This window comes from Symbiobacterium terraclitae, assembly GCF_017874315.1.
GTDB lineage: Bacteria > Bacillota > Sulfobacillia > Symbiobacteriales > Symbiobacteriaceae > Symbiobacterium > Symbiobacterium terraclitae.
On record NZ_JAGGLG010000010.1, the window covers coordinates 36,691 to 61,388 of the forward strand.

Genomic DNA, 24,698 nt, shown 5'->3' on the forward strand with positions numbered 1-24,698 from the left:
TGTCTCCTCCTCGCAGTTCGCTCGGGGTTGTTGGCCACTCGCCCATCTGGCCTTTGGGCTAGTTGCCGCATCCGTCGGGGAAGGTGACCGCTCCCGCGTTGTCCACCCGTGCGGCCACCTTGTGGTACACATCGCCCATCTCCCACACCACGGTGACGAGCCAGCCGCCCTCCTCCAGCGGGGTCAGTTCGGTGCTGAGCAACGCGCCCCCCGGAGGCTGGCACTGCCCCGCGTACGCTTCCAGCACCCTTTCCTGGGCCTCGGGCGCCGTCAGGATGCCGGTCGGTACGGCGTCGACCTGCATGCTCTCCTCCCAGCGCCTGTCTGGGTTGAGGGTCACGGTTCCCTCGAGGTACTTGTCGAAGGTCAGGACCATCTGCCACTGCCCGTTGCGCTCCACGAGGTGGCGCTCCGCGTGGCGCAGAACATCGCCCGGCAGGGCGAGGTACAGCTCGTGGTTGAGGCGATCGCGGATCTCCCGGTCGGTCAGGAACGGCTCGGGCAGAATGGCCACGCGGTCGGGCAGCACGATTGCCGCCTTCTCCTCGTAGATGCAGCCGGCGGGACAGTCCATGCCGGGCCCGTGGCGGATCACCACGTAGCTGGCGGGCGTGCCGTCCACCATCGCCACCCGCTCACTGGCGCAGCGGTTGATCTGGCTCAGTTGCTCCTGGTCGATCACCCGGCGGGAGTCGGGGTCGCAGGTGGACGGGTCGATGTGGTACGGCCTGTCGCCGATGACGATATCATCCGCGGCGCCACTGCAACCAGCTGCCGCCAAGAGAACGAGCAGAAGCGCCGTCAATATCTTCTTCATTTCAGAACCCTCCGTTGCTCCATTGACGAAGGCGCTTCCCCGTGCGTTTCAGGCCCCTCCCGATCCTCAGGGCCAGTTCATTCCAAACATCAATGGCCGCAAGGAATCGTCGTTCTGCTCACGAAATAGTCATTCTACCCTATTGCCACTCAAGGCAGACCGGTGGTGAGACGTCGTGGCAACCCTGGGGCCCGCGCTCCGGCGGCCGCAGCTGTCGCTGCAGGTCCAGATCGCGCTGCTGGCGGCGGCGCTGGTGCTGGTCTCCGTCTGCGCCGGCACCGTCGTCGTGGCCTTCTACGCGCTGCGCACGGTGGAGGAGCAGGCCGGCCAGCGGGCGATGCACGTGGCCCGGACCGTGGCGGAGATCACCGACGTGAAGCGCTATGTCGGCCAGCCCGGCGGCGAGGCGGTCATCCAGCCGATCGCCGAGCGCATCCGCATTGCCAACGGCATGGAGTACGTGGTGGTGATCGACCAGGCCCGGCGCCGGTACAGCCACCCGCTCACTGCCCGCATCGGCACCCGCTTCGAGTCCGAGGACGGCGGGCCGGCCTTCGCCGAGCACTCCTACGTCTCCTACGCCCGGGGCGAGCGGGGCAACAGCGTGCGGGCCTTCGTGCCCATCATGTCCGAGGACCTGCGGGAGCAGGTGGGCGTGGTTCTGGTGGGGGTGATCACGCCCTCGGTGGCCGCCGTGCTCCACGACCTCCTGCCGCAGCTCACCCTCGCCCTGCTGGTGGCGTCGGCGGTGGGCCTCACCGGTGCCTGGCTCCTGGGCGGCCGCATCAAGCGACAGCTCCTGGGCCTGGAGCCGGCGGAGATCGCCCGGAAGCTGCAGGAGCGGGTGGCGATCCTGGACGCGATCGGCGAGGGCGTCGTGGCCATCGACCGGGAGCAGCGGGTGACGGTGCTGAACGCGGTGGCGCAGCGGGTGCTGGGCGCCGGCCGGGACGCGCTGGGGAAGCCCGTCTCCGAGGTGATCCCCAACAGCCGGCTGCCGCGGATCCTGGAGACCGCCTCCCCCGAGTTCAACCAGGAGATGGTGCTGGGCAGCACCGAGGTCCTGACCAACCGGGTGCCGGTCTGGCGGAACGGCGAGATCATCGGGGCTGTGGCCACTTTCCGGGACCGCACCGAGGTCCACCGCCTGGCCGAGGAGCTGACCGGCGTGCGGGCATTCGTGGAGTCGCTGCGGGCCCAGAACCACGAGCACATGAACCGGCTGCACACCATCGCCGGCCTGATCCAACTGGGCCGCTACCAGCAGGCCAGCGACTATATTTTCGCCAGCTGCGAGGAGCAGCAGGAGCAGGCCCGGTTCCTGGCGGGCCACTTTGCGGACCACCGGATCGCCGGCCTGCTGCTGGGCAAGCTGCACCGGGCCCGCGAGCTGGGGGTCCACCTGGAGCTCGACGCCGGGTGCCACCTGGGGCCCCTGGCCGACCACGACGCCGGTGCGCTGGTCGTAGTGCTCGGGAACCTGGTGGAGAACGCCATGGAGGCCGTGGCGGGGCTCCCGCCCGAGCGGCGGCGCGTGCACGTGTGGGTTGACGATGACGACGAGGGCGTGATCACGGCGGTGGTGCAGGACTCCGGTCCGGGCATTCCGCCTGAACTGCAGGAGCAGGTCTGGCAGCCGGGCTTCAGCACCAAGGCGGGGTCCGGGCGGGGGGTCGGGCTGGCCCTGGTCCGGCGGCGGCTGGAGAGCGCAGGCGGCCAGATCGACCTCGAGACGGGACCCGGGGGCACCCGCTTCACCGTGCGGCTGCCGCGGCGCCAGCCCGGAGCCAGAGGGGGGGACTGAGCGTGGAGACGTTCCGTGTGCTGGTTGTGGAGGACGACCCGATGGTGGCTGAGGTGAACCGCGCCTACGTGGAGGGCGCCGGCCCCTTCACCGTGGTGGGCACGGCCCGCACGGCCGCGGAGGGCCTGGAGCTGGCGGCCGCGCTCGCCCCGGACCTGGTGCTGCTGGACATCTACCTGCCCGACATGGACGGGCTGGCCGCCCTGCGGGAGATCCGGCGGCGGGAGCTGCCCTGCGACGTGCTGGCCGTCACGGCCGCACGCGACGTGCAGACCGTGCAGGAGGTGCTGCGGAACGGGGCTGTCGACTACATCATCAAGCCCTTCAAGTTCGAGCGCCTGCAGGCCACGCTCCTGGCCTATGCCCGGATGCGCGCCCGGCTGCGGGAGTCCGCCGACCTCAGCCAGGCGGAGCTGGACCGGTGGCGGGCGGGACTGGGCGCTGCGCCCGGCGCCCGGCAGGAGCGCTCCCTGCCCAAGGGTCTCACGGAGTGGACACTGCGACAGGTGCTGCTCTACCTCGTCAACGCCAACCGGCCGCTGTCGGCCGCGGAGGTGGGCAACGGCATCGGACTCGCCCGGGTGACGGTGCGGCGCTACCTGGACTACCTGGTGCAGGAAGGGCGCCTCGGCGTCGAGTTGCAGTATGCCCCGGTGGGCCGGCCCGTCTACCGGTACTTCCTCCGGTAGGGGCCGGCCCACCGGTTTTGGTCGCACAATAAGACCGAAATCTACGTTATGTTCCAAATCTATGCTTATCATTACGTCTGGTTATAAGCTACAGACAGGGAGGCGGTGCCTCATGCGGAGCACGGCCCGGCGGATCGGGCAGCACCTGCTCCCGCTGCTTATCCTCGCCATAACCCTCCCGATTGGCGGGTGCCTGCCCCGGCGGGTGGCCGACCACGAGCAGTGGGCGCCGGAGGAGCGCATCATCCTGACGTTCTCCCACGTGGTGGCCGAGCACACCCCAAAGGGGCTGGCGGCCCGGAAGTTCGCCGACCTGGTCCACGAGCGGACCGGCGGCCGGGTGGAGGTCCAGGTCTTCCCCAACGGCCAGCTGGTGGGCGACGGCGAGGCGGAGATCAGGGCCCTGCGGGAGGGGCGGGTGGACATGATCGCCCCCTCCACCGGCAAGCTGGCCGAGCTCTTCCCCGAGTGGCAGGTCTTCGACCTCCCCTACGTCTTCGCGGACCACGACGCCGTGGTCCAGGCGATGGAGGGCGCCATCGGGGAGCGGCTCTTCAAGGTGCTCCGGCGGCGGGGGCTGATGGGCCTCACCATGTGGGACAACGGCTTCAAGCAGATGACCTCCGCCGTCCGGCCCCTCATCCACCCCGAGGACTTCGCCGGGCAGCGGTTCCGGGTGCAGCCCTCCCGGGTGCTGGTGGAGCAGTTCCGCCTGCTGGGGGCCACCGGCCTGACCATCGGCTTCGACGAGACCTACCGGGCGCTGGAGGTCGGCCAGGTCGACGGGCAGGAGAACACCCCGTCCAACATCTACTCCAAAAAGTTCCACGAGGTCCAGCGGTACATGACGCTCTCCAACCACGGCTACCTGGGCTACGTGGTGATCGTGGACGCCGACCGGTGGCGGAACCTGGACGAGGAGGTCCGGGAGGTCCTTACCTGGGCGCTGGAGGAGGCTACCCGCTGGAACCGGGAGAACGCCGGCCGGCTCAACGCGGAGGACCTGGAGCGGATCCGGGCGTCGGGCCACGTGGAGATCCACGAGCAGACGCCCGAGGAGCGGGCTGAGTGGGCCGAAGCGCTCCGGCCGGTCTTCGACTCGTTCCTCACCACCGTTGACGACGCCGAGCTCAAATTGGCACTGGAGGAGTTGAAGCGCGCCGGCTCCCCCGTGCCAGGTAACCCATAGAGCAAGCAACGACCGAAAGGAGAAACCGTGATGAGGAGAGGTCCCGTTCGTGCCCTTGCGCTCCTGATGGCCGTTCTGCTCCTCGCGGGCTGCGGCGGCTCCGCCACGCAGAGCCCTGGCTCGTCCAGCTCATCCAGTTCCTCCGGCTCATCGGGCTCTGCCGGATCCGGCACCTCGAGCGGCTCGTCCGGCGCATCCAACCCGTCCAGCTCACAGGCCAATCTCCCCGATGAGATCGAGATCGGCATCATCACCGCCCTCACCGGCTCCGAGGCCAAGTTCGGCGAGGCCCACATGCGGGGCTACCAGATCGCCCTGGAGGAGATCAACGCCGCCGGCGGCGTGTTGGGCCGCCCGCTGAAGCTGATCGTCGAGGACGACGCCTCCAAGCCCGAGAACGCCATCTCCGCCGCTGAGAAGCTGGCCACCCAGACCAAGGTCCCGCTGATCATCGGCTCCTACTCCTCGGCGGCCACGCTGCCCGCGGCGCAGACCGCCACCACCTACCAGGTGCCCTTCATCGTGCCGACCGCCGCGGCCGACAACATCACCGAATTCGGCTCCAGGTACGTCTTCCGCATCAACTCGCCCTCATCCGAGTACGCATCCACAGTCGTCAACTTCCTGATGGACCAGGTCAAGCCCAAGACCATGGCCATCGTCTACGAGAACACCAACTTCGGCACCTCCACCGCCCAGCCGGCCAGGGAGCTGGCCGAGAAGGCCGGCATCCAGGTCGTGGCCTACGAGGGCTATGCCAAGGGCGCCCCGGACTTCAAGCCGCTGATCACCAAGGTGAAGGCCGCCAACCCCGACGTGGTCCTCTACGTCTCCTACCTGCTCGACGCCACGCTGCTCATGCGCCAGGCCCGCGAGCTGGACTTCAACCCGAAGGTCTACATCGGCGCAGGCGCCGGCTTCTCGACCCCGGAGTTCGTGCGTGAGGAGGGCGCCGGCAAGGACGCCGAGTATACGTTCTCCGCCACCCTCTGGACCACAGATGTCGCCTGGAAGGGCGCCAAGGAGTTCGCCGAGGAGTTCGAGAAGCGCTACGGCGTCGAGCCCGCCTACCACTCGGCCGAGACCCACGCCGCCCTCTACCTCGTGAAGGACGTCCTGGAGCGGGCCGGCTCGCTCGACCGTGAGGCGGTCCGCCAGGCCCTCGCCGAGACCGACATGGGGCCGGACGCCACGATCTTCGGGCCGATGAAGTTCAACGAGAAGGGGCAGAACGCCCACCCGATGCTGGTCACCCAGGTTCAGGACGGCAACTACGTCACCGTCTGGCCCAGCGAGTACGCCGCGGCCGCCCCCATCCTGCCCACCCCGACCTGGTCCGAGCGGAAGTAAGGAAGAGCGACGGCGCCCGGCGCACAGCCGGGCGCCGTGGAGAAAAGGGGTTGAACGCGTGGAACTTCTCGCACAGCTGCCGCAGAACCTGGTGAGCGGCCTCCTGCTGGGCGGCATGTACGCGCTGATCGGCGTGGGGCTCGCCCTGGTCTTCGGCGTGATGGACATCGTGAACCTGGCCCACGGCGCCTTCCTCATGGTGGGCATGTACACCACCTATCTGCTGGTGAACCACCTCGGCCTCGACCCCTACCTGGGCATCCTGGTCAGCGGCCCGATCCTGTTCGTCCTGGGCATGCTGATCCAGCGGCTGGTGATCAAGCGCATCGCCACCGCGTCGCACATGAACCAGATCCTGCTCACCGTGGGCCTCTCCATGGTGCTCGTCAACACGGCGCAGCTGCTCTTCACCGCCGACTACCGCCAGATCCGGACCAGCTACGCCGAGACGGTCATCCGCATCGGCAGCGTCTCCATGAACCTGGCCTACATCATCTCCTTCTTCCTCGCGGTGGCCATCACCGTCGGCCTCTACCTCTACCTCATGAAGTCCGAGTTCGGGCGGGCGCTCCGGGCCACGTCGCAGGACATCCACGCCGCCCAGCTGATGGGCGTCAACGTGCAGAACGTCCAGATGACGGCCTTCGGCCTCGGCATGGCGCTGGCCGGCGCCGCCGGCGCCCTGCTCACCCCGGTCTACTACCTCTACCCCACCGTCGGTGAGAACTTCGGCCTGAAGGCCTTCACCATGGTGGTGCTCGGCGGCATGGGCAGCGTGGTCGGCGCCGCGCTGGGCGGCGTCACCCTCGCCCTGGCCGAATCGCTGGGCCAGATCTTCGTCGGCCACGAGCTCAAGGATGCCATCGGCTTCTTCGTCTTCATCCTGGTCCTGCTCTTCAAGCCGGAGGGGCTGTTCGGGAGGGCACGGGCATGAGCAAGGTCAAGGAGCTGATCCTGCCGGTCCTGCTGGCCGTCGCCGTGCTGGCCGTCCCCCTGGTGATCAAGAACCCGTACTGGCTGAACGTCCTGATCCTGATCCTGGTCTGGACCTCCCTGGGCACCGCCTGGAACATCCTCGGCGGCTACGCCGGCCAGCTGAGCCTGGGTCACTCGGCCTTCTTCGGTCTCGGCGCCTACACGCTGGCCATCACCGCCACCCGCTTCGGCTGGAACCCGTGGCTCGGCATCGCGCTGGGCATCCTGCTGGCCGTTCCGCTCTCGCTCTTCATCGGCTCCATCACCTTCCGGCTCCACGGCCCCTACTTCGTGCTGGGCACCCTGGCCATCGCCGAGGTACTGCGGCTGGTGGCCCTGGCCTGGCGGTCGGTGACCAACGGCGCCGTGGGCATCATGGTGCCCCGGCTCTTCATGGGCATCTCCCGGGCCCCGTTCTACTGGTTCATCGCCGCGGTGGCCATCGTCGCCGTGGGCCTCACCTGGTGGATCGAGCGGAACAAGGTGGGCTACTACTTCACGGCGATCCGCGAGGACCAGGAGACCGCCGAGTCCATCGGCATCAACACCACCGGCTACAAGAACCTGGCCCTGGTGATCAGCGCGGTGATCTCGGCGGTGACCGGCGCATTCTACGCCTCCTTCCTCTCCTACATCGAGCCGGACATCGTGCTCTCGGAGCCGGTCTCGCTGCAGATGGCCATCGTGGCCATCATCGGCGGGCGGGGCACCGTCTTGGGGCCCACCGTCGGCGCCACCCTGCTGGTCCTGGCCAGCGAGCTCTTCCGGGCGCAGTTCAAGCAGGCCCACCTGCTGATCTACGGGCTGCTGCTCATGGCCGCGATCCTCTTCCTGCCCGGCGGCGTGCTGGGCACGATCCAGCAGCGGCTGAAGGACCGGCGGGCGGCCCGGCTCGCAGCGACGGGCGCCACCTTCGTCGCCCGAAAGGAGGCGAGCTAAGTGGAGGCACTGCTCGAAGTCACCAACCTGACCAAGGCGTTCGGCGGCCTCTACGCCGTGCGCGGCGTCTCCTTCGCGGTGCAGAAGGGCGAGGTGCTCTCGATCATCGGCCCCAACGGTGCGGGCAAGACCACCGTCTTCAACCTGATCTCCGGCTTCCACAGCCCCACCGAGGGCGAGATCCGCTTCAAGGGCGAGGTCATCAACCGGTTGAAGCCGCACCAGCGGGCCCTCAGGGGGCTGGGGCGCACCTTCCAGATCGTGAAGCCCTTCCCGGGCCTCTCGATCCTCGAGAACGTGATGGTGGGCGCCTTCGCCCGAACCAACTCCGTGGCCCAGGCCCGCGCCGAGGCCATGCGCATCCTGGAGTTCGTCGGCCTGCACGGCAGGGCGCACCTGCTGGCCTCCACCCTCACCCTGGCCGGCCGCAAACGGCTGGAGGTGGCCCGGGCGCTGGCGACGAAGCCGGATCTGATCCTGCTGGACGAGGTCTCGGCCGGCCTCAACCCCACCGAGGTGGAGGAGATGATCGCCCTGCTGCGCCGGCTGGCGGACATGGGTATCGGCTCTGTGGCCGGCGTGGAGCACGTGATGCAGGTCGTGATGACCCTGTCTGACCGGGTCGTGGTACTCAACCACGGCGAGCTGATCGCCGCGGGGACACCGCAGGAGGTCGTCAACAACCCGGCCGTCATCGAGGCCTACCTGGGCGGGGAGGTGGCGCACCATGCTTGAGCTGCGTGACGTGGCGGTGGACTACGGCGACGTGCGGGCGCTCTGGGGCGCCTCCCTCACCGTGGAGAAGGGCGCGATCGTCGCCCTGGTCGGCGCCAACGGCGCCGGCAAGTCGACCACGCTGAAGGCGATCTCGCGCATCATCCCCCTGAGCGGCGGTTCCATCCACTTCGAGGGCGAGCCGATCCACACCCTGGCCTCCCACCAGGTGGTGGCCCGCGGGGTGGTGCAGGTGCCCGAGGGCCGCCGGCTCTTCCCCAAGATGACCGTGCTCGAGAACCTCATGGTAGGCTCCCACCTGCCGGCCGCGCGGCAAAAGCGGGCCGAGGCCCTGGAGCGGGTGTACGCCTTCTTCCCGAAGCTGAAGGAGCGGGCGCACCAGCTGGCCGGCACCCTTTCCGGCGGCGAGCAGCAGATGGTGGCCATCGGCCGGGGGCTGATGGCGCAGCCGAAGGTGCTGATGCTGGACGAGCCCTCGCTGGGCCTGGCGCCGATCGTCGTGAAGGAGGTCTTCGCCATCGTCCGCCGGCTGCGGGACGAGGGGATCACGGTGCTGCTGGTGGAGCAGAACACCGCCCAGTCCCTGGCCATCGCCGACCGGGGCTACGTGATGGAGAACGGCCGGATCACGCTGTCGGGAACCGGGCAGCAACTGCTGGAGAACGAGCACGTGAAGAAGGCCTACCTCGGGGCGTAGGCGGCCCCGGATCCGCGAGCCCGGGTGTGGGTGGCCACACCCGGGCTCATGCTTGAGGCACGACCCTGGCGAGCAGTCGTCGCGGTTCGATCCTGCCGGGTTGTTGCGGGCCCGAGGAACACGGAGAAAGCTGTCCCGCCGCGCGCAGGAAGGCCCCCTTCCGCCCAGTCCGGAAGAGGGCTTTACACGTGCGGGGGCGGCTGGCCAGATGCCGGGCGCCGCCGCCACCCGGGAAGGGAGGCTGAGCCACCCCACCGGTCCGTGACACCTCCTGACGCATTCCTGGTTGGCCTCTGCGCGGGTCGAGTCGGGTCGCTTGCTGTGGCTCTTTCCCTTCCGCCCGTAGCTTGCGCGTCACAGGGTACCGCCAGTCTCCGGCAGTGACCCTATTCGGAATAGTCCTTTTGTACTATACTTGACACAAACGCTTGTCTCCCTGCGCACGCACAGGCCACGCCCCCGCGGCGAACGGCCGGCCCGCACAGGGGGGCCGGCCCCCGGATATCGCAGGGCGGCCGTGCAGGAGAATGGGCATTTCAGGTCAAAAGCCTCCGTCACGACAGAACATTCATGTGGGGGAGTCGCCGCAGTGCCGCTGCTCACGATCGTGGCCCTGGTTGTCGCCGTCCTGGCGGTGGGTTTCTCGTCGATCATCATCCGGCTCTCTGAGGCCCCGGCCCTGGTGCTGGCGTTCTACCGGCTGGCCCTGTCGGTGCTGCTGCTGGCCGGCCCGGTGCTGCTGCGGGAGCGGGAGGCCCTGCGCCGCCTGGACCGGCGTGACTGGCTCCTGCTCACCGGCAGCGCCCTGGCGCTGGCGCTGCACTTCTACACCTGGATTGAAAGCCTCCGCTTCACTACGGTGGCCTCCTCCACCGTGCTGGTGACGGCCAACCCCTTCATCGTCCTGGCCCTGGGCTACTGGCTGCTCGGGGAGCGGACGAACCGGACGGGCGTCATCGCCATGGTCATCGGCGTGGTGGGCGGCGTCATCGTCGGCTGGGGCGACTTCCGGGTGTCCGGGTCGGCCCTGTTCGGCGACCTGCTGGCCTTCCTGGGCGCGGTGACGATCTCGTTCTACACCGTCGCCGGGCGGTTCGCCCGGCAGAAGATGTCCGCCGGGCTGTACTCCTGCATCGTCTACGCCCTCTCCGCCGCCTTCCTGTGGCTCCTGATGCTGCCGCAGGGGATCCCCCTGTCGCCGTACCCGGCGCGGGAGTGGGTGCTGTTCGCGGCCCTGGCGGTCATCCCCACGATCTTCGGCCACACGCTGTTCAACTGGGCCCTGCGCTGGGTCGGCGCCGCCACGGTCTCCATGAGCACCCTCGGCGAGCCGGTGTTCGCGACCGTCCTGGCGTGGATCATCTTCCGCGAGGCGCCGGGGTGGACCACGGTCGCCGGAGGCGTCCTGCTGCTGGCCGGAATCTGGCTCTTCGTGCGGTGCGGGTCGCCCGAGCCAGCTGCCGAAACGAACCCGCAGCGGCGATCGTATCCTTTCCGCCGCGTTTCCCGTGGCACTGGGTGAAGGAGTACCCGGGAGGGATGCGCCGATGGACTCACCCGGCACCCTGCAGCGCCTGGGCCGCCCCGTGGGGGAGGCCCGCAGGGCGTTCATGCGGCTCATCGAGCCGCACCGGCCCGACCTCTGGCGCTACTGCCTGCGCCTGACCGGCTCGGCCTGGGACGCCGACGACCTGATGCAGGAGACGATGATGCGGGCCTTCGCCCGGCTCACCTGGTGGGAGCCGGTGGAGGCCCGCCCCTACCTGTTCCGCATCGCCACCAACGCCTGGATCGACGACGTACGCCGGCGGCGTGTCACCCCGGTGGAGCTGGACGCGGCGGAACCGGCCGGCGAGGAGCCCGACCCCGTGGAGACGTGGGCGGCCATGGAGCACCTCGTCGCCGCCCTGCCGCCGCGCCAGCGGGTGGTCCTCCTCCTCACCCAGGTCTTCGACTTCACGGCTGCGGAGGTGGCCGCCATGCTGCACTCGACCGAGGGTGCGGTGAAGGCCGCCCTGCACCGGGCGCGCGCCGGATTGCGGGCGGCCGCCGCCGGCGAGGGACCGCCGGTCGGTGCCGGCCTGCGGACCAGGCCCCCGGCCGATCGACCGCCGGCCAGCGGGGACCTGCGGTCCGATGCCCTGGGCAATCGGCTGCCAGCGAGCGGGGACCCGCAGCCCGCTGCCCCAGGCGAACGGCGGCCGACCCGTCCGACCGTCCCCGTGCCCAGCGCCGTGGTCGCCGCGTACCTGGATGCCTTCAACCGCCGGGACCCCGACGCCATCGCCGCTCTCCTGACCGAGGGCGCCGAATGCGATATCGTGGAGTGCGGCGTCGAGTACGGCCGGGAGGTCATCCGCAAGTACTCGCTGGAGGACTGGACCCGGGATCCCCGGCCACAGTGGGCGGAGTACGGGGAGCTGGACGGCGAGCCCGTCGTGTTCGTCTACTTCCGGACCGAGGAGCACGGGCGTGCCCTGGGGCAGCTTGTCCGGCTCACCACCGCGGGAGACCGCATCACGGCGATGCGCCTGTACTACTTCACGCCCGAGCTGATCCGGTACGCCGCCGGCAGGCTGAACGTGCCGGCCTGCACGTGGGGCTACTTCCACCAGGGGGAGGGGTAGATCGTGAGCAGTCGACCCACCCGGGCGATCCCGGTGCGCGACCTGGAAGAGAGCGTGCGGTTCTACACGGAGCGGCTGGGCTTCCGGCTGGTCGCGCGCCACCCGGACGCCGCTCACCTCGAGACGCCGTCCGGCCACGTGCTGCTGGCCGGGCCCGCAGTCGACCCGGCGCCCTACCTGGCGCCGCCGGGGACGCGGGCCAGGCCGGGGGCGGTGCTCTACTTCTTCACGCCCGACATCGAGGCGACGGCCCGGCGGCTGCCCGAGGCGGTCCTGGTGCGGACGGACTGGGGGGAGCGCAAGCTCGAGCTGCCGGACCCCAACGGCTACACGGTCAGCTTCTGGACCGAGAACGACCTGACGCCCGAAGAGGCCCTGGCGCTCTTCCGGTCGGCGCCCGACCGCCTCGAGGCCGCGCTGGCCGGCCTCACCGAGGCCCAGCTGGACCTGGCCCGGGCGCCGGGCAAGTGGTCGATCCGGCAGATCGTCCACCACATGACCGACTCCGCCGTGGGCGCCATCGCCGGCCTGCGCTACGCCATCGCCGAGCCCGGGCGCCTCTACCGCCCGAACCCGTACAGCCCCGACACGTGGGACGAGGGGCTCCACTCGCACCGGCGGCCGGTGGGGCCGTCAGTGGCCCTGTTCCGGGCCGTGCACGAACACCTGGTGCAGCTGATCGAGTACGTGCCGGGGGCGCTCCAGCGGTACACCGTGAACGAGGCCGGGGCGCGGATGCCCGTCGGCCGGATGGTGGGGATGCTGGCCTGCCACGCGGCCGGCCACGTGGAGCAGATCCGGGAGACCCGGCGGGTCCACGGGATCTGAAGGGCCCCGCCCCGGGGCGGATCAGTCTCCCCTCAGGTGGCTGGTGACGGCCAGAGTTGCGGCCGCCAGGGTGAACGCGAGCCCCAGGGTCCACCCGGTCAGCGCGGCGTATCGCACCGCGCCCTGCAGCGACAGCCCGGCCATCAGGCACGCGCTGCCGCACAGAAGAAGCACCGCCGCATGCCGGCGCATGTACCTGCCCCCCATCTCGCAGGACTGCCCCCGCCTGCCGGGCGGGGAACCCAGAGTACCTTATGCCGCCCGGATCCCGCCTCAGTCCCGTTCCCTGCCGCTTCCGTCCCATTCGCGGACAGAAACTGTGTGGGGGGATGTGCCCCGTCGGGCACATCCCCCCACGTTTCGGTACTCGCAGCGGCCGCCCGCTACCGCGGCCGCGGGAAAATCCGCCCCGTCCGCTCGCCGTAGCGCCGGTCCTCGTCGCCGAAGTGGCGGAGCATCTTCCGCTCCTCCTGCGGCACCCGCACCAGATCGAGGGGCAGCAGGGAGACGAGGCTGGCCGGGCCGGCGATCCAGTTCTGGAGCAGCAGCGCCTGTGCCGCACGCCCGGGCGCCTCGGCCGGGTTGCCCGTGTCCCTGGAAAAGATGTACAATCCAGTTCGTGGCGGTCGTGCATCCAGACGGACTCCAGGAGGCGAACGGGCGATGTGGAAACTCTACGCACTGTTGTCAGCACTGTTTGCAGCGCTCACGGCGATCCTGGCGAAGATCGGCATCAAGGGCGTCGACTCGAACCTGGCCACGGCGATCCGCACCACGGTCATCATCGTCCTGTCGTGGGGCATCGTCTTCACCATCGGCGCCCACCACGGCATCCGCGCGCTCACCCGGCACAACTGGACCTTCCTCATCCTCTCGGGCCTGGCGACCGGCCTCTCCTGGCTCTTTTACTACAAGGCCATCGCCGAGGGCGACGTCTCCCGGGTCGCCCCCATCGACAAGTCCAGCATCGCGCTGACGCTCATCCTCTCGTACATCATCCTCGGCGAGAAGTTCACGCCCCAGACGCTGCTGGCGGGCGGGCTGATCGTCGCCGGCACGTTCCTGATGCTGTGGAAGTAGCGGGGCGCACCCGCCGGTTGGCGTCATGCGGCAGAACCCCCTGCCCGGAGCACGGCAGGGGGTTCTGCGCGTCTTCTACTCTCCGTAGTAGGCACGCCGCAGCGGCTCGATCTCCAGCTTGCCCTCCATCGTGTACAGGACCTCAAGCACCCGCTGCACCCTGGCCGGGTCGGGGTCGACCAGCCACTCCTCCTCCATCGCCCGGGGGACGACCTGCCAGGAGAGGCCGAAGCGGTCCTTGAGCCAGCCGCAGGGCCCTTCCTGACCGCCGTCGGCGGTAAGGCGGGACCAGTAGTAGTCGATCTCCTCCTGGGTCTCGCAGAACACCTGAAACGAGACGGCCTCGGTGAACTTGAACTGGGGACCGCCGTTCAGGGCCATGAACTCCTGACCGTCCAGCGTGAACACCACGGCCATGACGCTGCCGGCCGGCCTGCCGTGGATCTCCTGCCCCGCCTCCGCGAACCGGGTCACCCGCACGATCCTGGCGTTGTCGAAGATGGAGGTGTAGAACGTCGCCGCTTCCTCAGCCTCGGTATCGAACCACAGGCACGGAACCACCCGCTGCAACTTGGCCACCGCACATCCCCCATTTCGCTTCCGGACCGTTGCGGCCCCGTTACCGGGTTCCCCGCACCGATCCGTTGCTGGGTAGTATGGTTTCCGCACGGGTGGGACCGATGCCTGCAGCCGGGGGACAAAGATGTGCGTCACTCCGCCTCCGGCCGGCCGAAGGCGTGGGCGGTCCCCGCACCGACGAGGACAGCTCCGAAGGCGCTGAGGAACGGCGCCAGTGCCAGCTGGCCCAGCAGGCGGCCCAGCGCGCCGGCACCGTTCGTGACCAGGAGCATCGTGAGGGGATGGGCGGCTGCCAGGATGACCCCTACGACTCCATACACGGCCAGCAGCCCCCAGTGCAGCGCGACGCGGTGATGGCCGCGCGGCCGCTGCCAGACCAACGGAGCGAGGAGCAGGAACCCCGCCAGCGCCAGCAGCGCGCGGGACACGGCGAAGTAGCCCCAGGAGAACGTGTTCGTCCGCTCATCGAGGACCAGCGGCCAGACCAGCCCCGCCGCCCAAACCGAGGCCAACCCGCCGCAGATCGCAGTGAGGTGCGTCCCCCATCGACGCATCCGTCATCCTCCTTCCCGCAGTCTCTTCGCGCCTCTGCTAACAGTGAGACGATTTCCGCGCCGCTTTGCGTTCGGTCCTGGCGATTGCCGGTTGGGCCGGGGGCATTCGCGGCTAACGTACCGGGGGCGCCGCCCCTGAGCAAGGCGGCTCACGGTGCGGTGGCAGTGCCCTTGCTCCGGGTCGGCGGACAGCTCCTGGCCCTTCCGGAACACAGCAGGGTCCGCACCTCCGTGGGTGCGGACCCTGTGCTCTGCTCTGCTGGAACGTGGTGCGCCCGGGTGCCCCGCCCCTCTGTGGCCGAGTCGCGGCGCATCGGACGGCGTCCAGGCCCTGGGCCCGTCTCATCAGGGCCGCGGTGCGGGAACCGGCTTCCGCGGCTGCAGCGGGCTGCCCGCCAGGATCTCCTCCACTTCCTCGTAGCCCTCGGGGAAGGCGTAGTTGTACCGGGCCGGCAGGGCGAAGACGTACTCGTCGTTCCGCCCGAGTTCGGTCGGCCCGATCGGCGCGGCGCCGATGTGGAACTCCCCCGCCTGCAGGGCCTCCCATTGGCTCAGGGTGAAGACCATGATGGGGATGTCCTGCCGGGGGGCCTCGGCACGCCACCCGGGGTGCCGGATGCGCAGCAGCGGACCGGTCTCCACGGGCTCGCTGCCGCCGACGGGGAGGCCCTCCCAGGTGTCGGTGACGATTGTGTAGCCCTGCCAGCTCTCCGGAAGCGAGAAGACGAAGCCGTACTCGCCGTTGATGTACGTCACCGGCCCGGGGGCAACGTAGTCGCCCAGTGTGACCTCGGTGATCAGCCAGCGGTCACCGGTCCGGGTCACCACGAGCGTAATGGCCCGCTTCGCGGAGAAGCCCTGCTCCGTATCCTGGCTCGTCTTCAGGATGATCTCGCCCTGCACCTCAAAGGAGTCGTCGGCTCTGCGGGTCACCGTCACGATCTCGATCCGGTCCGGCCACGGGCTGGATACGGTTCGCCCGGGGGCGTTCGCCGGATCTTGCTGCCACCGCTCCAGGAGCTCGGGGGAGACCAGGTCGCCGTACTCCTCCCGCATGCTCGTGCCCAACACCTCGGGAGGGGCGAGCAACGGGATCATCTTGAGCCTGCGGCCGAACTCCTCGACGACGGCTCGAGCGGCCTCCTCGTCGCCGGTCTTCTGCCGATGGGCGGATGCGCCCGGCGCGTCGGTCTCGTGCACCCGGTTAGCGGCACGCGCGGGGCCGATCCCCTGATCAGCTGCATCCTCCGCGCCGCGCGCCTGCTCCTTGTCTGCAGCAGCCTGGTGCAATGCAGCGGAGGACGTCTCTCCGTTTTCCGGGCTCAGTGCGGGAGCACCCGTCGCCGCGCACCCGGACAGGGAGAGTGCAACGATCACTGCAAGGAGAGCTGAGTGTAACTGTTTCATGGTAACTACCTCCTCCAACAGCGCTTCACCCGCTTGGACGGACCGGAACGCGAAGCTGTTTCATCGCGTCACCCCTCCGGCCTCCATGCACAACCGCTCAGGCCCTCCTTCCAGGTGGTGCCCACACCTTGCCCACTGCGGGGGCCGGACGGGCATGCCGTATGAGGGTCAGGGTTCGTACCGCTGTCCCGGGCACGACAACCCCCGATGCATCGTAACCCTGGTCATGTGCAGTAGCGCCACTCCGCCCCTCGACGGCGAGGTTCCCTCTCCCCGGTCCCGCCCCGCATCCCCCATCTCACATGCTTTGCAACCAACCGCCACCAAACTCGCATGTCGTGTGAGCATTGCTGTGCCCGTCGCAGTGCTTCAGGGCCTGACCCCCTGCGGTGCCAGGCGCGCGGGCACTCCAGGCGCGCTCCTCCTTGTTGCCCCGACCCACGACCGCCTGTTCTCATGACTCCAGGCCCTGGTGTGCCCCGGCAGTCTCACAAGCCTTGCCAGTTTCATGACCAGGCTTGCATCTCGTGTGAGCGTCGCAGGAGGCCGGGTGCTCCACCGTCCTGGTCCCGCCACACGGGTCGCCTCCGCCTGGCCAGCCTCACACGCTTTGTCAGTTCCACGCGCCAACCTGGCATGGCGTGTGAGGCTCATGCGCGACCGTGGCGCCGCGCCCCCCGTTTCGCGCCCCAGCCTCACACGCTCTGCCAGTTCCACGCGCCAACCTGGTATGTCGCGTGAGGCTCATGCGTGATCGAGGCGACGCACCCCCCTGTCTCGCGCCCCAGTCTCACACGCTTTGCCAGTTCCACGCGCCAACCTGGCAGATTGTGTGAGGCTCATGCGTGACCGAGGCGCCGCGCCTCCTGTCTCGCGCCCAGTCTCACACGCTTTGCCAGTTCCATGCGCCAACCTGGCAGGTTGTGTGAGGCTCATGTGCAACCGAGGCGCCGCGCCCCCTCGTCTTGCGCCCCAGCCTCACACGCTCTGCCACTTTCGCACCCCAGACTTGCATGTCGTGTGATCGGCGCGACGAGGTCGGGAGCGCGGCACCCCGTCTCCCGCGATCTGCCGCTGCCAGTCGCCAAACGCGCACATCGTGTGAGCATTGCAACGCCCCGTGAGATGCCGAAGGGCGGAGGCGCTCGCCTCCGCCCCAGACACACCCGTCGTGTGGCGACAGTTCTACCCCATGGCCTGGAGATTCTCGAGCTCCGGCGGCATCAGGAACACCCCGTCCGGCGACCGGCCGATCGGCGCGACGGCCGCGATGGCGTCCCGGTTGAGCGGGCCGTAGATGTGGGGATAGATGCCGGCCGGGTCTTCATACTTGATGGGCGCCTGCACCTTCTCCTTGTCGATGTACAGCACCACCCACTCTCCGGGATCGTCTCGATACAGGAGCGTCAGGATGATCGAGACCGCCTCACGCCCGTCCGTGCAGTGGATGAAGCCTTCCCGTTCGAAGTCCGCCGGTACGTATGGCTGCGCCGGGTCCAGACGCTCGTACCAGGCCCTGGGCGTTCCGTGATACGTGATGCGCACCGCGAAGACCTCCCCGCCCGGCATGGTGCGTGCCGCGGCCGCACTCGCATCCAGCGCAGCCGGCACCGCGAGCCTCTGCTCAGCCTGCCGGATCAGCAGAAGGTTTCGACGCGACCTCCGCCCTACCCTACCACCGGCGTCTTCGGCATCCATGCGGGCCGCCGCGCCTCGTAGGCGGCGATCTCCGCCTCGTGCTGCAGCGTCAGCCCGATCTCGTCCAGCCCGTGCAGCATCCGGTGCCGCCGGAACTCGTCGATGGCGAAGGGCGCCGAGAACCCCGCCTCATCCTCGACGACGCAGCGCTCCAGGTCCACGGTCAGCCTGTACCCCGGCTGCTCCGCCCGGCGCATCAGCTCGGCCACCGCGTCCTCCGGCAGCACCACCGGCAGCAGCCCGTTCTGGAAGCAGTTGTTGTAGAAGATGTCGGCGAACGACGGGGCGATCACCGCCCGGAAACCGTAGTCGGTCAGCGCCCACGGGGCGTGCTCCCGGGAGGAGCCCGATCCGAAGTTCCGCCCGGCGATCAGGATCGTCGCCCCGGCGTACTGCGGCCTGTTCAGCACGAAGTCCGGGTTCGGCGACCCGTCCGGCAGGTAGCGCCAGTCGTTAAAGAGGAACTGGCCGAAGCCCGTCCGCTCGATCCGCTTCAGGAACTGCTTGGGGATGATCTGGTCGGTGTCCACGTTCACCCGGTCCAGGGGCACCGCCAGCCCGGTCTCACGCACGAAGGGCCTCACTGCGCCACACTCCCTTCCGCCACCAGCTCCCGCACGTCGACGAAGTGGCCCGCAATCGCCGCGGCCGCGGCCATGGCCGGGCTGACCAGGTGCGTCCGTCCGCCCTTGCCCTGCCGGCCCTCGAAGTTCCGGTTGGACGTGGAGGCGCACCGCTCGCCGGGCGAGAGGATGTCGGGGTTCATGCCGAGGCACATGGAGCAGCCGGCCTCCCGCCACTCGAAGCCCGCCTCCCGGAAGATCCGGTCCAGCCCCTCGGCCTCTGCCTGCGCCTTCACCTGGCCGGAGCCGGGCACCACCATGGCGTGGACCCCCGGCGCCACCCGCCGGCCCCTGGCCACCGCGGCGGCGGCCCGCAGGTCCTCGATGCGCCCGTTGGTGCAGGATCCGATGAAGACCCGGTCGATGCGGATCTCCTGGATGGGCGTGCCGGGCGTGAGTCCCATGTAGGCCAGGGCCGCCTCGGCCGCCTTGCGCTGGGCGGGGTCGGCGAAGTCCTTCGGGTCGGGCACCCGGCCGGTGACCGGCACCACCTGCCCGGGATTGGTGCCCCACGACACGGTGGGCACCAGCTGGCTGGCGTCGAACTCGACCACCCGGTCGTAGACCGCGTCGGGGTCGGAGGCCAGGGTCCGCCAGTCGGCCACCGCCGCCTCCCAGGCTTCGCCCCGGGGCGCGTGCGGCCGGCCCTTCAGGTACGCGAAGGTCGTCTCATCCGGGGCGATCATCCCCGCCCGGGCGCCTGCCTCGATGGACATGTTGCAGACGGTCATCCGCCCCTCCATCGAGAGCGAGCGGATGGCCTCGCCGGTGTACTCGATCACGTATCCGGTGGCGCCGTCGGTGCCGATCTGGCCGATGATGCCGAGGATCAGGTCCTTGGCGGTCGTCCCGGGCGGCAGGGCGCCCTTCACCCGCACCTCCATCACCTTCGGCTTGTGCTGTACCAGACACTGGGTGGCGAGCACGTGCTCCACCTCGCTGGTGCCGATGCCGAAGGCGAGGGCTCCGAAGGCCCCGTGGGTGGCGGTGTGGCTGTCGCCGCAGACGATCGTCATGCCCGGCTGGGTGAGGCCCAGTTCCGGGCCGATCACGTGCACGATGCCCTGGTACGGGTTGTGCAGGTCGAAGAGCCGCACACCGAACTCGGCGCAGTTCTGCGCCAGGGCCGCCATCTGCCGCGCCGCGATCTCGTCGGTCAGCGGCTGCGACCGGTCGGTGGTGGGCACGTTATGGTCCATGGTGGCGAGGGTCAGGTCCGGCCGCCGGACCTTCCGCCCGGCGAGGCGCAGCCCCTCAAATGCCTGGGGCGAGGTCACCTCGTGCACCAGGTGCAGGTCGATGTACAGAAGCGCCGGCTTGCCGGGCTCCTGGCGCACCACGTGCCGTTCCCAGATCTTGTCGAACAAGGTCCGTCCGCTCATGCCGATCACCCCTTTGCAACATATATACCTGGGGTTGATCTAGAACTCCAACATATGATAACTATAGTACCGATAGCTATACGCTATGGGGTGATCGCGTGAACCTGCACCACATCCGCTACTTCGTCTCTGTGGCCCGGCACCGCAGCTTCACCCGGGCCGCGGCGGAAAACATGGTGGCGCAGCCCTCGCTGAGCCAGCAGATCCGCCGGCTCGAGGAAGAACTTGGGGCCCCGCTCTTCGACCGGAGCCAGACGCCGGTGCGGCTCACCGATGCCGGCGAGGCGCTGCTGCCCCACGCCGAGGCGATCCTCCGGCAGGTGGAGGCCGCCCGGGCCGCGGTGGAGGAGCGGCTGGGCCTGCGCAGCGGACGCCTGGTGCTGGGCAGCCTGCCCATGACGGGATCCCGCCTGCTGCCGCGTGCGATCACCGCCTACCGGAGGCGCTACCCGGGGATCCAGGTGATCCTGCGGGAGGAGTCGACCCTGCGGCTGACGGAACTGGCCCTGTCGGGCGAGACCGACCTCACCCTGACCACGCTCCCTCCGGGCAGCCCCGACCTGGACTGGCAGCCGCTGCTCACCGAGCCGATCCTGCTGGCGCTGCCGCCGGACCATCCCCTTGCGGCCGCGTGGCGGCAGCAGGAAGGTGACCGTCAGCAGACGGTCCCCGCGCAGGGGCCAACGAGCAACCCGGCCGACTGGGCCGCGCAGTTGCCGGCCGACCTCCCGGGCGGCTCTCCGCCGCCGTGCCAGGCCGGCGCAGAAGGCGGTGCGAGCCCGCATCCGCCTGCAGGGCAACCCGGCGTTCCCCTGTCGGCGGTGGCGGACGAGCCCTTCCTCGTCATGAAGCCCGGGTACGGCTTCCGGGACCTGGTCCTCGCCGCCTGCCATGCCGCCGGATTCGCGCCGCGCATCGCCTTCGAGTCCGCCCAGATCGAGACGCTGCAGGCGATGGTCGCCGCGGGGCTCGGGGTCACCCTCGTGCCGCAGATGGCGACCGACCGCAGCCTCAACCCATCGCCGGCCTTCGTGCCGCTGGCCGGTCTGCCGCTCACCCGCACCCTCGCCCTGGTGTGGCGGCGCGACCGCCCGCTCCCCCGCTCGGCGGAAGCCTTCCTGCAGCTCTCGTCAGAACTTTGGCCCTCCTCGCATGATTTCCAACGACTTCCTGAAACCTGGAAGGCGCCGTCTTCGTCATAGGATGTGAGAGCCCTGTGGGGGAGGCGATCGCATGTCCAAGAGTTACCGGCGCTGGCTGCGCATCTGCACCGACTGCGCCTACATCGGAGCCACCGTACTGGCGGTCTGGGCCACCCCCCTGCTGCACCAGGTGGGGCCGCTCGCCCTGCTGCCCTACGCCGGGCTCGCCGGGATGATCTGGTCCGCGGTGACCGCCGCCGGCCTGATCCTGCTCTGGTTCCGCCACGAGTGGCCCGCGTCCCGGGCGCGGCAGCGGCTCTTGGCCCGGTTGCGCCTGTGGCCGGCCGCGCTGGATCCCCGCCGCCTCGCCTGGACCGAACGCGAAGCGTGATTTACTTTACTGGAATGAATCGTTATTATAGAAAAAGACCCCGGCCAGCGTGTGGTCCGGGGTCTTCTTCATCATGGACGCCACGAGGTGTGAGCACATGCGGTTTCGCTTCGCCCTGCGGCTGCTCTGGTACTACGTCGGGCTGGTGATCACCTGCCTCGGCTACGCCCTGGTGATACGCCCCGGGCTCGGCGCAGGACCCTGGGACATCCTCCATCTCGGGCTCAGCGGCCGCACCGGGCTGCCGCTGGGGCTGGTCATCCAGTCGCTGGGCGCGGTGATCATCGCGCTGGACTGGGCGCTGGGAATGCGGCCCAACCTGGGGATGGTGCTCAACATGCTCACCTTCGGCCCCATCCTCCAGTTCCTCCTGGCGCGCCTGCCGGCTCCGCAGACCACCGCCGGCCTCTGGTTGATGCTGGCCGCAGGCATCCTGGTCTCCGGCGTCGGCACGGCGTTCTACGCCAGCGCCGACCTGGGCGCCGGACCCCGGGACTCGCTGATGATCGGCCTCACGCGCAAGCTGGGCCTACCGGTGGCCATCGTGAAGAACGGACTCGACCTCACGGTCTCCCTTGTCGGCTGGCGTCTCGGCGGCCCGCTGGGCGCGGGGACCGTGGCGGTGGTCCTGGGCGTGGGCCCGGCGGTGCAGCTGGGATTTTACCTCGCCGGACTCCTGGCCCGCCTCGGCCCGCTGGGCGGCATCGTGCGCCCGGTGGCCCTGCGGCCGGCCCAGGCCGAACAGCGGCGCGAGGCGGGGTAGAGTTGGCATACAATGGTCGCCGCCATTCTGTAAACCAGGGGGAGAATACTGCCCGGGCAGACCTAGCACGAAAGGCGCATACCGTTTATATTAGAATTGTTGCCAGTGATCATGTGATCTCCCGCACAGGTCGCTGCGCACCTGCGTCTCCCCCAGACCACCACAGAATGGATGTGCGTCACGATGAACCCATGGGTCGTGTTTGTCGTCAGTGCGGGCGTCATCATCTTCGCCGGACGTGCCCTCTCCAACGCATCCGACGAACTGGCCGAGCGCACCGGGCTCGGACGCGCCTTCATCGGCTCGCTCCTGCTGGCCGGCGCGACCTCGCTGCCCGAGGTAGCCGCCTCGGGAACCGCTGCCTTTCAGGGCGCAGGAAACCTCGCCATGGGCAACGTGTTTGGCAGCAATATCTTCAATATGTTGCTGCTGGTTATCGCCCAGTGCTTCGCGGCACGGCCCATACTGACCAACGTCTCCCCGACCCACGTCACCACCGCAGCCGCCGGCATGCTGCTGAGCGGCATCGCCGCGCTGTCGATGGTGGTACGCCAGCCCTATGCCTTCCTCGGCGCGGGCCTGGACACCTGGATCATTGCCGCTACCTATATCATCATCATGCGCGTTCTCCCGGGGAATGAGCCGGAGCAACAGCTGGAAGTGGCTGCAACGGCGGAGACACCGCCCACGGACCGGGAGTCCTCCTCCTCTGCGGCAGGCGCCTGGTTGAAGTTTGCGGTCTCTGCGGGCGCGATCATCGCGGCGGGGTGGTACATGAGCAGTGCCGCCGACCAGATCGCGGTCATCACGGGGCTCGGGCAGACGTTCATCGGCGGGACCCTGCTCGCCGGCGCAACCTCGCTCCCGGAGCTGACGGTGTCGATCTTCACGGTGCGCATGGGCGCATATGACCTCACGGTGGGCAACGTGCTCGGCAGCAACATCTTCAACATGCTGATCCTTCTGGTCAGTGACCTGGCCCAGCCCGGCAGCGTACCCCTGCTCTCGGGAGGCACGACCGGCCAGATCGTGTCGGCCCTGGTGGGCCTGATCCTCTCGGGTATCGTCATCGTGGCGCTGACCATGCCCCGGCGCGAGGGCCGCCGCTTCCCCTGGGAGATGGTGGCCATCGGCGGCGCCTACCTGATCGGCCTGCGCCTGATCTACCTGGCAGGCTAGCGAGAAACCGGAACCCCCGCCGCAGGCGGGGGTTTGCCTTTCGGACCGGAGCGCCGGCCGACGCCGACCAGGTGTCGCACAGGGCCGGCCTCCGGTCAGTCGATCATGGTGAGCGCCTCTTCCTCCAGGTCGCAGATGCGCAGCAGCGTGTCGCAGAAGGGCTGCAGCTTCGCCCGGTCCGCGAAGAGGTGGCCGGCCGAGAAGTCCTGCGGGATGAACTCGACCAGCCGCCGGGCCTCGTCCGCGATCCGCGCGTACTGGCGCGCGAGGTCTTCCCGGCCGTGCGATCGAAAGAAGGGTACGGCGTACTGCCGGTCAAGGTACTGCTTCTCGTTGCACATCACGTTGAGGTAGGGCTCGAAGGGATCATCCCACTCGTACGTCTGAAGCGCCCGCGCAAAGGCCCGGTGCGCCGCCAGCCCGTTGTACTGCCCCGGTGCGAGGGACTCCGCCGCGATCAGTCGCCGGATCACGCACAGGGTCTCCTGGAAAGCGATCTCCGGAGACGGCTTCTCGCATCGTCCGGTGATGATCAGGATGCGCCCGGTGCTCCCGCCGGCGAACGGACCGTCATGCCAGCGGGACTTGCGGAAGTACCCGGTCTCGTCGTGCGCCTCCTGGTGGTCCTCGGGCACGTCCATGAAGGGGCTCCACCCCAGCAGGACGTCGCCGCCCTGATCGTAGCCGGCGATCACGCAGGCGTCCGCGCCGTTGATGACCCCCTCCAGGGTGATCACGGGCACGCCCCGGTCGATGCTCTCGGTGACCAGCCGCCTGTCGTGCGCGTAGTCGCCGCGCACGTGGTGGGCCACCTCGAACCCGAGCATCCGGAACGTATGCTCGATGAGGATCGGGGTGTGTACCACGTGGTAGTTGCCGTGATTCCACAGTTGCACAGAGGGCATGGAGAACGACGTTCGGAACGCGCTGCCCGACAGGGCGCACACGGTGTCGTACGTCAGACTCTCTCCCAGGGCGTTCAGCGCGGAGACCACGCTGTTCACGAACTCGTTCTGCCGCTGCGGATCAGACCAGTCCACTTTTCTCAGGCCGGGTATCACGTTTCTGCGCATGCCTTGCCCTCCGTATGAGCCTGTACGCTGACGCCCATCGACCGAACCCGGCCCTCAGTCAGGCCGTCTGCGCGCAGCCAACCACCACTGCTGCACCCGAGTTCTCTCGGTCCCGTCAAGTGCGAGATATCCGACTGCCAGTTGACCAGCAGGCCCCGGCCGACGACGCGACCGGGG

General features: G+C 69.1%; 26 protein-coding genes. 16 read left to right on the forward strand and 10 right to left on the reverse strand.

Features of this window, described 5'->3' with window-relative positions; genetic code table 11:
• Nucleotides 1-58 precede the first annotated feature (58 nt).
• Nucleotides 59-817 (reverse strand): hypothetical protein, encoded by a 759-nt coding sequence (locus J2Z79_RS07550; protein ID WP_209466265.1) that lies wholly within the window; start codon nt 815-817, stop codon nt 59-61.
• Nucleotides 818-992: 175 nt separating this feature from the next.
• On the opposite strand from J2Z79_RS07550, the gene J2Z79_RS07555 reads away from it, so the two are divergent.
• The 11 genes from J2Z79_RS07555 (at nt 993) to J2Z79_RS19140 (ending at nt 12,650) form a co-directional block, all read left to right on the forward strand.
• Entirely contained in the window at nt 993-2,621 is a 1,629-nt protein-coding gene (locus J2Z79_RS07555) for an ATP-binding protein (RefSeq protein ID WP_342589440.1), read from the forward strand.
• Nucleotides 2,622-2,623: 2 nt separating this feature from the next.
• Nucleotides 2,624-3,310 (forward strand): response regulator, encoded by a 687-nt coding sequence (locus J2Z79_RS07560; protein ID WP_209466266.1) that lies wholly within the window; start codon nt 2,624-2,626, stop codon nt 3,308-3,310.
• Between the two features lie 112 nt (nt 3,311-3,422).
• Nucleotides 3,423-4,499, forward strand: a complete 1,077-nt coding sequence (locus J2Z79_RS07565; RefSeq protein ID WP_209466267.1) for a TRAP transporter substrate-binding protein — start codon at nt 3,423-3,425, stop codon at nt 4,497-4,499.
• A gap of 30 nt (nt 4,500-4,529) precedes the next feature.
• Nucleotides 4,530-5,849, forward strand: coding sequence for an ABC transporter substrate-binding protein (locus J2Z79_RS07570; RefSeq protein ID WP_209466268.1), 1,320 nt, complete (start codon nt 4,530-4,532; stop codon nt 5,847-5,849).
• Nucleotides 5,850-5,907: 58 nt separating this feature from the next.
• Nucleotides 5,908-6,783 carry a branched-chain amino acid ABC transporter permease gene (locus J2Z79_RS07575; protein ID WP_209466269.1) on the forward strand — a complete coding sequence of 292 codons (876 nt, stop codon included), beginning with the start codon at nt 5,908-5,910 and terminating at the stop codon, nt 6,781-6,783.
• Nucleotides 6,780-7,763, forward strand: a complete 984-nt coding sequence (locus J2Z79_RS07580; RefSeq protein ID WP_209466270.1) for a branched-chain amino acid ABC transporter permease — start codon at nt 6,780-6,782, stop codon at nt 7,761-7,763. Before J2Z79_RS07575 ends, J2Z79_RS07580 begins: the two co-directional genes overlap by 4 nt.
• Nucleotides 7,764-8,498: an ABC transporter ATP-binding protein gene (locus J2Z79_RS07585; RefSeq protein ID WP_209466271.1), complete on the forward strand. Its 735-nt coding sequence runs from the start codon at nt 7,764-7,766 to the stop codon at nt 8,496-8,498.
• Entirely contained in the window at nt 8,491-9,195 is a 705-nt protein-coding gene (locus J2Z79_RS07590) for an ABC transporter ATP-binding protein (RefSeq protein ID WP_209466272.1), read from the forward strand. The genes J2Z79_RS07585 and J2Z79_RS07590 overlap by 8 nt, the downstream gene beginning before the upstream one ends.
• A gap of 589 nt (nt 9,196-9,784) precedes the next feature.
• Nucleotides 9,785-10,717 (forward strand): DMT family transporter, encoded by a 933-nt coding sequence (locus J2Z79_RS07595; RefSeq protein WP_209466273.1) that lies wholly within the window; start codon nt 9,785-9,787, stop codon nt 10,715-10,717.
• A 25-nt stretch (nt 10,718-10,742) separates the two neighbouring features.
• Nucleotides 10,743-11,822: a sigma-70 family RNA polymerase sigma factor gene (locus J2Z79_RS07600; protein WP_209466274.1), complete on the forward strand. Its 1,080-nt coding sequence runs from the start codon at nt 10,743-10,745 to the stop codon at nt 11,820-11,822.
• A 3-nt stretch (nt 11,823-11,825) separates the two neighbouring features.
• On the forward strand, nt 11,826-12,650 hold the full coding sequence (locus J2Z79_RS19140) for a DinB family protein (RefSeq protein WP_209466275.1): 825 nt from the start codon (nt 11,826-11,828) through the stop codon (nt 12,648-12,650).
• Between the two features lie 21 nt (nt 12,651-12,671).
• Here the strand turns inward: J2Z79_RS19140 and J2Z79_RS07610 are convergent, their stop codons facing one another.
• Both J2Z79_RS07610 and J2Z79_RS07615 read right to left on the reverse strand, forming a co-directional pair.
• Entirely contained in the window at nt 12,672-12,842 is a 171-nt protein-coding gene (locus J2Z79_RS07610; RefSeq protein WP_209466276.1) for a hypothetical protein, read from the reverse strand.
• Between the two features lie 191 nt (nt 12,843-13,033).
• The gene (locus J2Z79_RS07615) at nt 13,034-13,261 is read right to left on the reverse strand and encodes a hypothetical protein (protein WP_209466277.1); all 228 of its coding nucleotides are present in this window, start codon (nt 13,259-13,261) and stop codon (nt 13,034-13,036) included.
• Between the two features lie 52 nt (nt 13,262-13,313).
• On the opposite strand from J2Z79_RS07615, the gene J2Z79_RS07620 reads away from it, so the two are divergent.
• A complete protein-coding gene (locus J2Z79_RS07620) occupies nt 13,314-13,730 on the forward strand; it encodes an EamA family transporter (RefSeq protein ID WP_209466278.1) in 417 nt (138 codons plus the stop codon).
• Between the two features lie 75 nt (nt 13,731-13,805).
• Here the strand turns inward: J2Z79_RS07620 and J2Z79_RS07625 are convergent, their stop codons facing one another.
• The 6 genes from J2Z79_RS07625 to leuC all read right to left on the reverse strand — a co-directional run bounded on the left by J2Z79_RS07625 (nt 13,806) and on the right by leuC (nt 19,973).
• Complete coding sequence (locus tag J2Z79_RS07625; RefSeq protein WP_342589441.1) at nt 13,806-14,309, reverse strand: VOC family protein; 504 nt, start codon at nt 14,307-14,309, stop codon at nt 13,806-13,808.
• A 131-nt stretch (nt 14,310-14,440) separates the two neighbouring features.
• The gene (locus J2Z79_RS07630; RefSeq protein ID WP_209466279.1) at nt 14,441-14,863 is read right to left on the reverse strand and encodes a hypothetical protein; all 423 of its coding nucleotides are present in this window, start codon (nt 14,861-14,863) and stop codon (nt 14,441-14,443) included.
• A 345-nt stretch (nt 14,864-15,208) separates the two neighbouring features.
• The gene (locus J2Z79_RS07635) at nt 15,209-16,153 is read right to left on the reverse strand and encodes a hypothetical protein (protein WP_209466280.1); all 945 of its coding nucleotides are present in this window, start codon (nt 16,151-16,153) and stop codon (nt 15,209-15,211) included.
• A 1,302-nt stretch (nt 16,154-17,455) separates the two neighbouring features.
• The gene (locus J2Z79_RS07640) at nt 17,456-17,815 is read right to left on the reverse strand and encodes a DUF952 domain-containing protein (RefSeq protein WP_209466281.1); all 360 of its coding nucleotides are present in this window, start codon (nt 17,813-17,815) and stop codon (nt 17,456-17,458) included.
• Between the two features lie 122 nt (nt 17,816-17,937).
• Entirely contained in the window at nt 17,938-18,552 is a 615-nt protein-coding gene (gene leuD, locus J2Z79_RS07645; protein WP_209466282.1) for a 3-isopropylmalate dehydratase small subunit, read from the reverse strand.
• Nucleotides 18,549-19,973, reverse strand: coding sequence for a 3-isopropylmalate dehydratase large subunit (gene leuC, locus J2Z79_RS07650; protein ID WP_209466283.1), 1,425 nt, complete (start codon nt 19,971-19,973; stop codon nt 18,549-18,551). The genes leuD and leuC overlap by 4 nt, the downstream gene beginning before the upstream one ends.
• A gap of 98 nt (nt 19,974-20,071) precedes the next feature.
• Between leuC and J2Z79_RS07655 the strand changes: the two genes are divergently transcribed.
• The 4 genes from J2Z79_RS07655 (at nt 20,072) to J2Z79_RS07670 (ending at nt 23,448) form a co-directional block, all read left to right on the forward strand.
• Complete coding sequence (locus J2Z79_RS07655) at nt 20,072-21,175, forward strand: LysR family transcriptional regulator (RefSeq protein WP_209466284.1); 1,104 nt, start codon at nt 20,072-20,074, stop codon at nt 21,173-21,175.
• Between the two features lie 31 nt (nt 21,176-21,206).
• Complete coding sequence (locus J2Z79_RS07660) at nt 21,207-21,506, forward strand: hypothetical protein (RefSeq protein ID WP_209466285.1); 300 nt, start codon at nt 21,207-21,209, stop codon at nt 21,504-21,506.
• Nucleotides 21,507-21,603: 97 nt separating this feature from the next.
• Nucleotides 21,604-22,269 carry a YczE/YyaS/YitT family protein gene (locus J2Z79_RS07665; RefSeq protein ID WP_209466286.1) on the forward strand — a complete coding sequence of 222 codons (666 nt, stop codon included), beginning with the start codon at nt 21,604-21,606 and terminating at the stop codon, nt 22,267-22,269.
• Between the two features lie 183 nt (nt 22,270-22,452).
• Nucleotides 22,453-23,448: a sodium:calcium antiporter gene (locus J2Z79_RS07670; protein WP_209466287.1), complete on the forward strand. Its 996-nt coding sequence runs from the start codon at nt 22,453-22,455 to the stop codon at nt 23,446-23,448.
• A gap of 95 nt (nt 23,449-23,543) precedes the next feature.
• On the opposite strand, the gene J2Z79_RS07675 is transcribed toward J2Z79_RS07670, so the two are convergent.
• Entirely contained in the window at nt 23,544-24,521 is a 978-nt protein-coding gene (locus tag J2Z79_RS07675) for a hypothetical protein (protein ID WP_209466288.1), read from the reverse strand.
• Nucleotides 24,522-24,698 lie beyond the last annotated feature (177 nt).

Coding starts and splice junctions, on each gene's coding strand:
- J2Z79_RS07550 (WP_209466265.1), bottom strand. CDS start 817: ATGAAGAAGATATTGACGGCGCTTCTGCTCGTTCTCTTGGCGGCAGCT.
- J2Z79_RS07565 (WP_209466267.1), top strand. CDS start 3,423: ATGCGGAGCACGGCCCGGCGGATCGGGCAGCACCTGCTCCCGCTGCTT.
- J2Z79_RS07570 (WP_209466268.1), top strand. CDS start 4,530: ATGAGGAGAGGTCCCGTTCGTGCCCTTGCGCTCCTGATGGCCGTTCTG.
- J2Z79_RS07580 (WP_209466270.1), top strand. CDS start 6,780: ATGAGCAAGGTCAAGGAGCTGATCCTGCCGGTCCTGCTGGCCGTCGCC.
- J2Z79_RS07590 (WP_209466272.1), top strand. CDS start 8,491: ATGCTTGAGCTGCGTGACGTGGCGGTGGACTACGGCGACGTGCGGGCG.
- J2Z79_RS07600 (WP_209466274.1), top strand. CDS start 10,743: ATGGACTCACCCGGCACCCTGCAGCGCCTGGGCCGCCCCGTGGGGGAG.
- J2Z79_RS07610 (WP_209466276.1), bottom strand. CDS start 12,842: ATGCGCCGGCATGCGGCGGTGCTTCTTCTGTGCGGCAGCGCGTGCCTG.
- J2Z79_RS07620 (WP_209466278.1), top strand. CDS start 13,314: ATGTGGAAACTCTACGCACTGTTGTCAGCACTGTTTGCAGCGCTCACG.
- J2Z79_RS07630 (WP_209466279.1), bottom strand. CDS start 14,863: ATGCGTCGATGGGGGACGCACCTCACTGCGATCTGCGGCGGGTTGGCC.
- leuC (WP_209466283.1), bottom strand. CDS start 19,973: ATGAGCGGACGGACCTTGTTCGACAAGATCTGGGAACGGCACGTGGTG.
- J2Z79_RS07660 (WP_209466285.1), top strand. CDS start 21,207: ATGTCCAAGAGTTACCGGCGCTGGCTGCGCATCTGCACCGACTGCGCC.
- J2Z79_RS07665 (WP_209466286.1), top strand. CDS start 21,604: ATGCGGTTTCGCTTCGCCCTGCGGCTGCTCTGGTACTACGTCGGGCTG.
- J2Z79_RS07670 (WP_209466287.1), top strand. CDS start 22,453: ATGAACCCATGGGTCGTGTTTGTCGTCAGTGCGGGCGTCATCATCTTC.
- J2Z79_RS07675 (WP_209466288.1), bottom strand. CDS start 24,521: ATGCGCAGAAACGTGATACCCGGCCTGAGAAAAGTGGACTGGTCTGAT.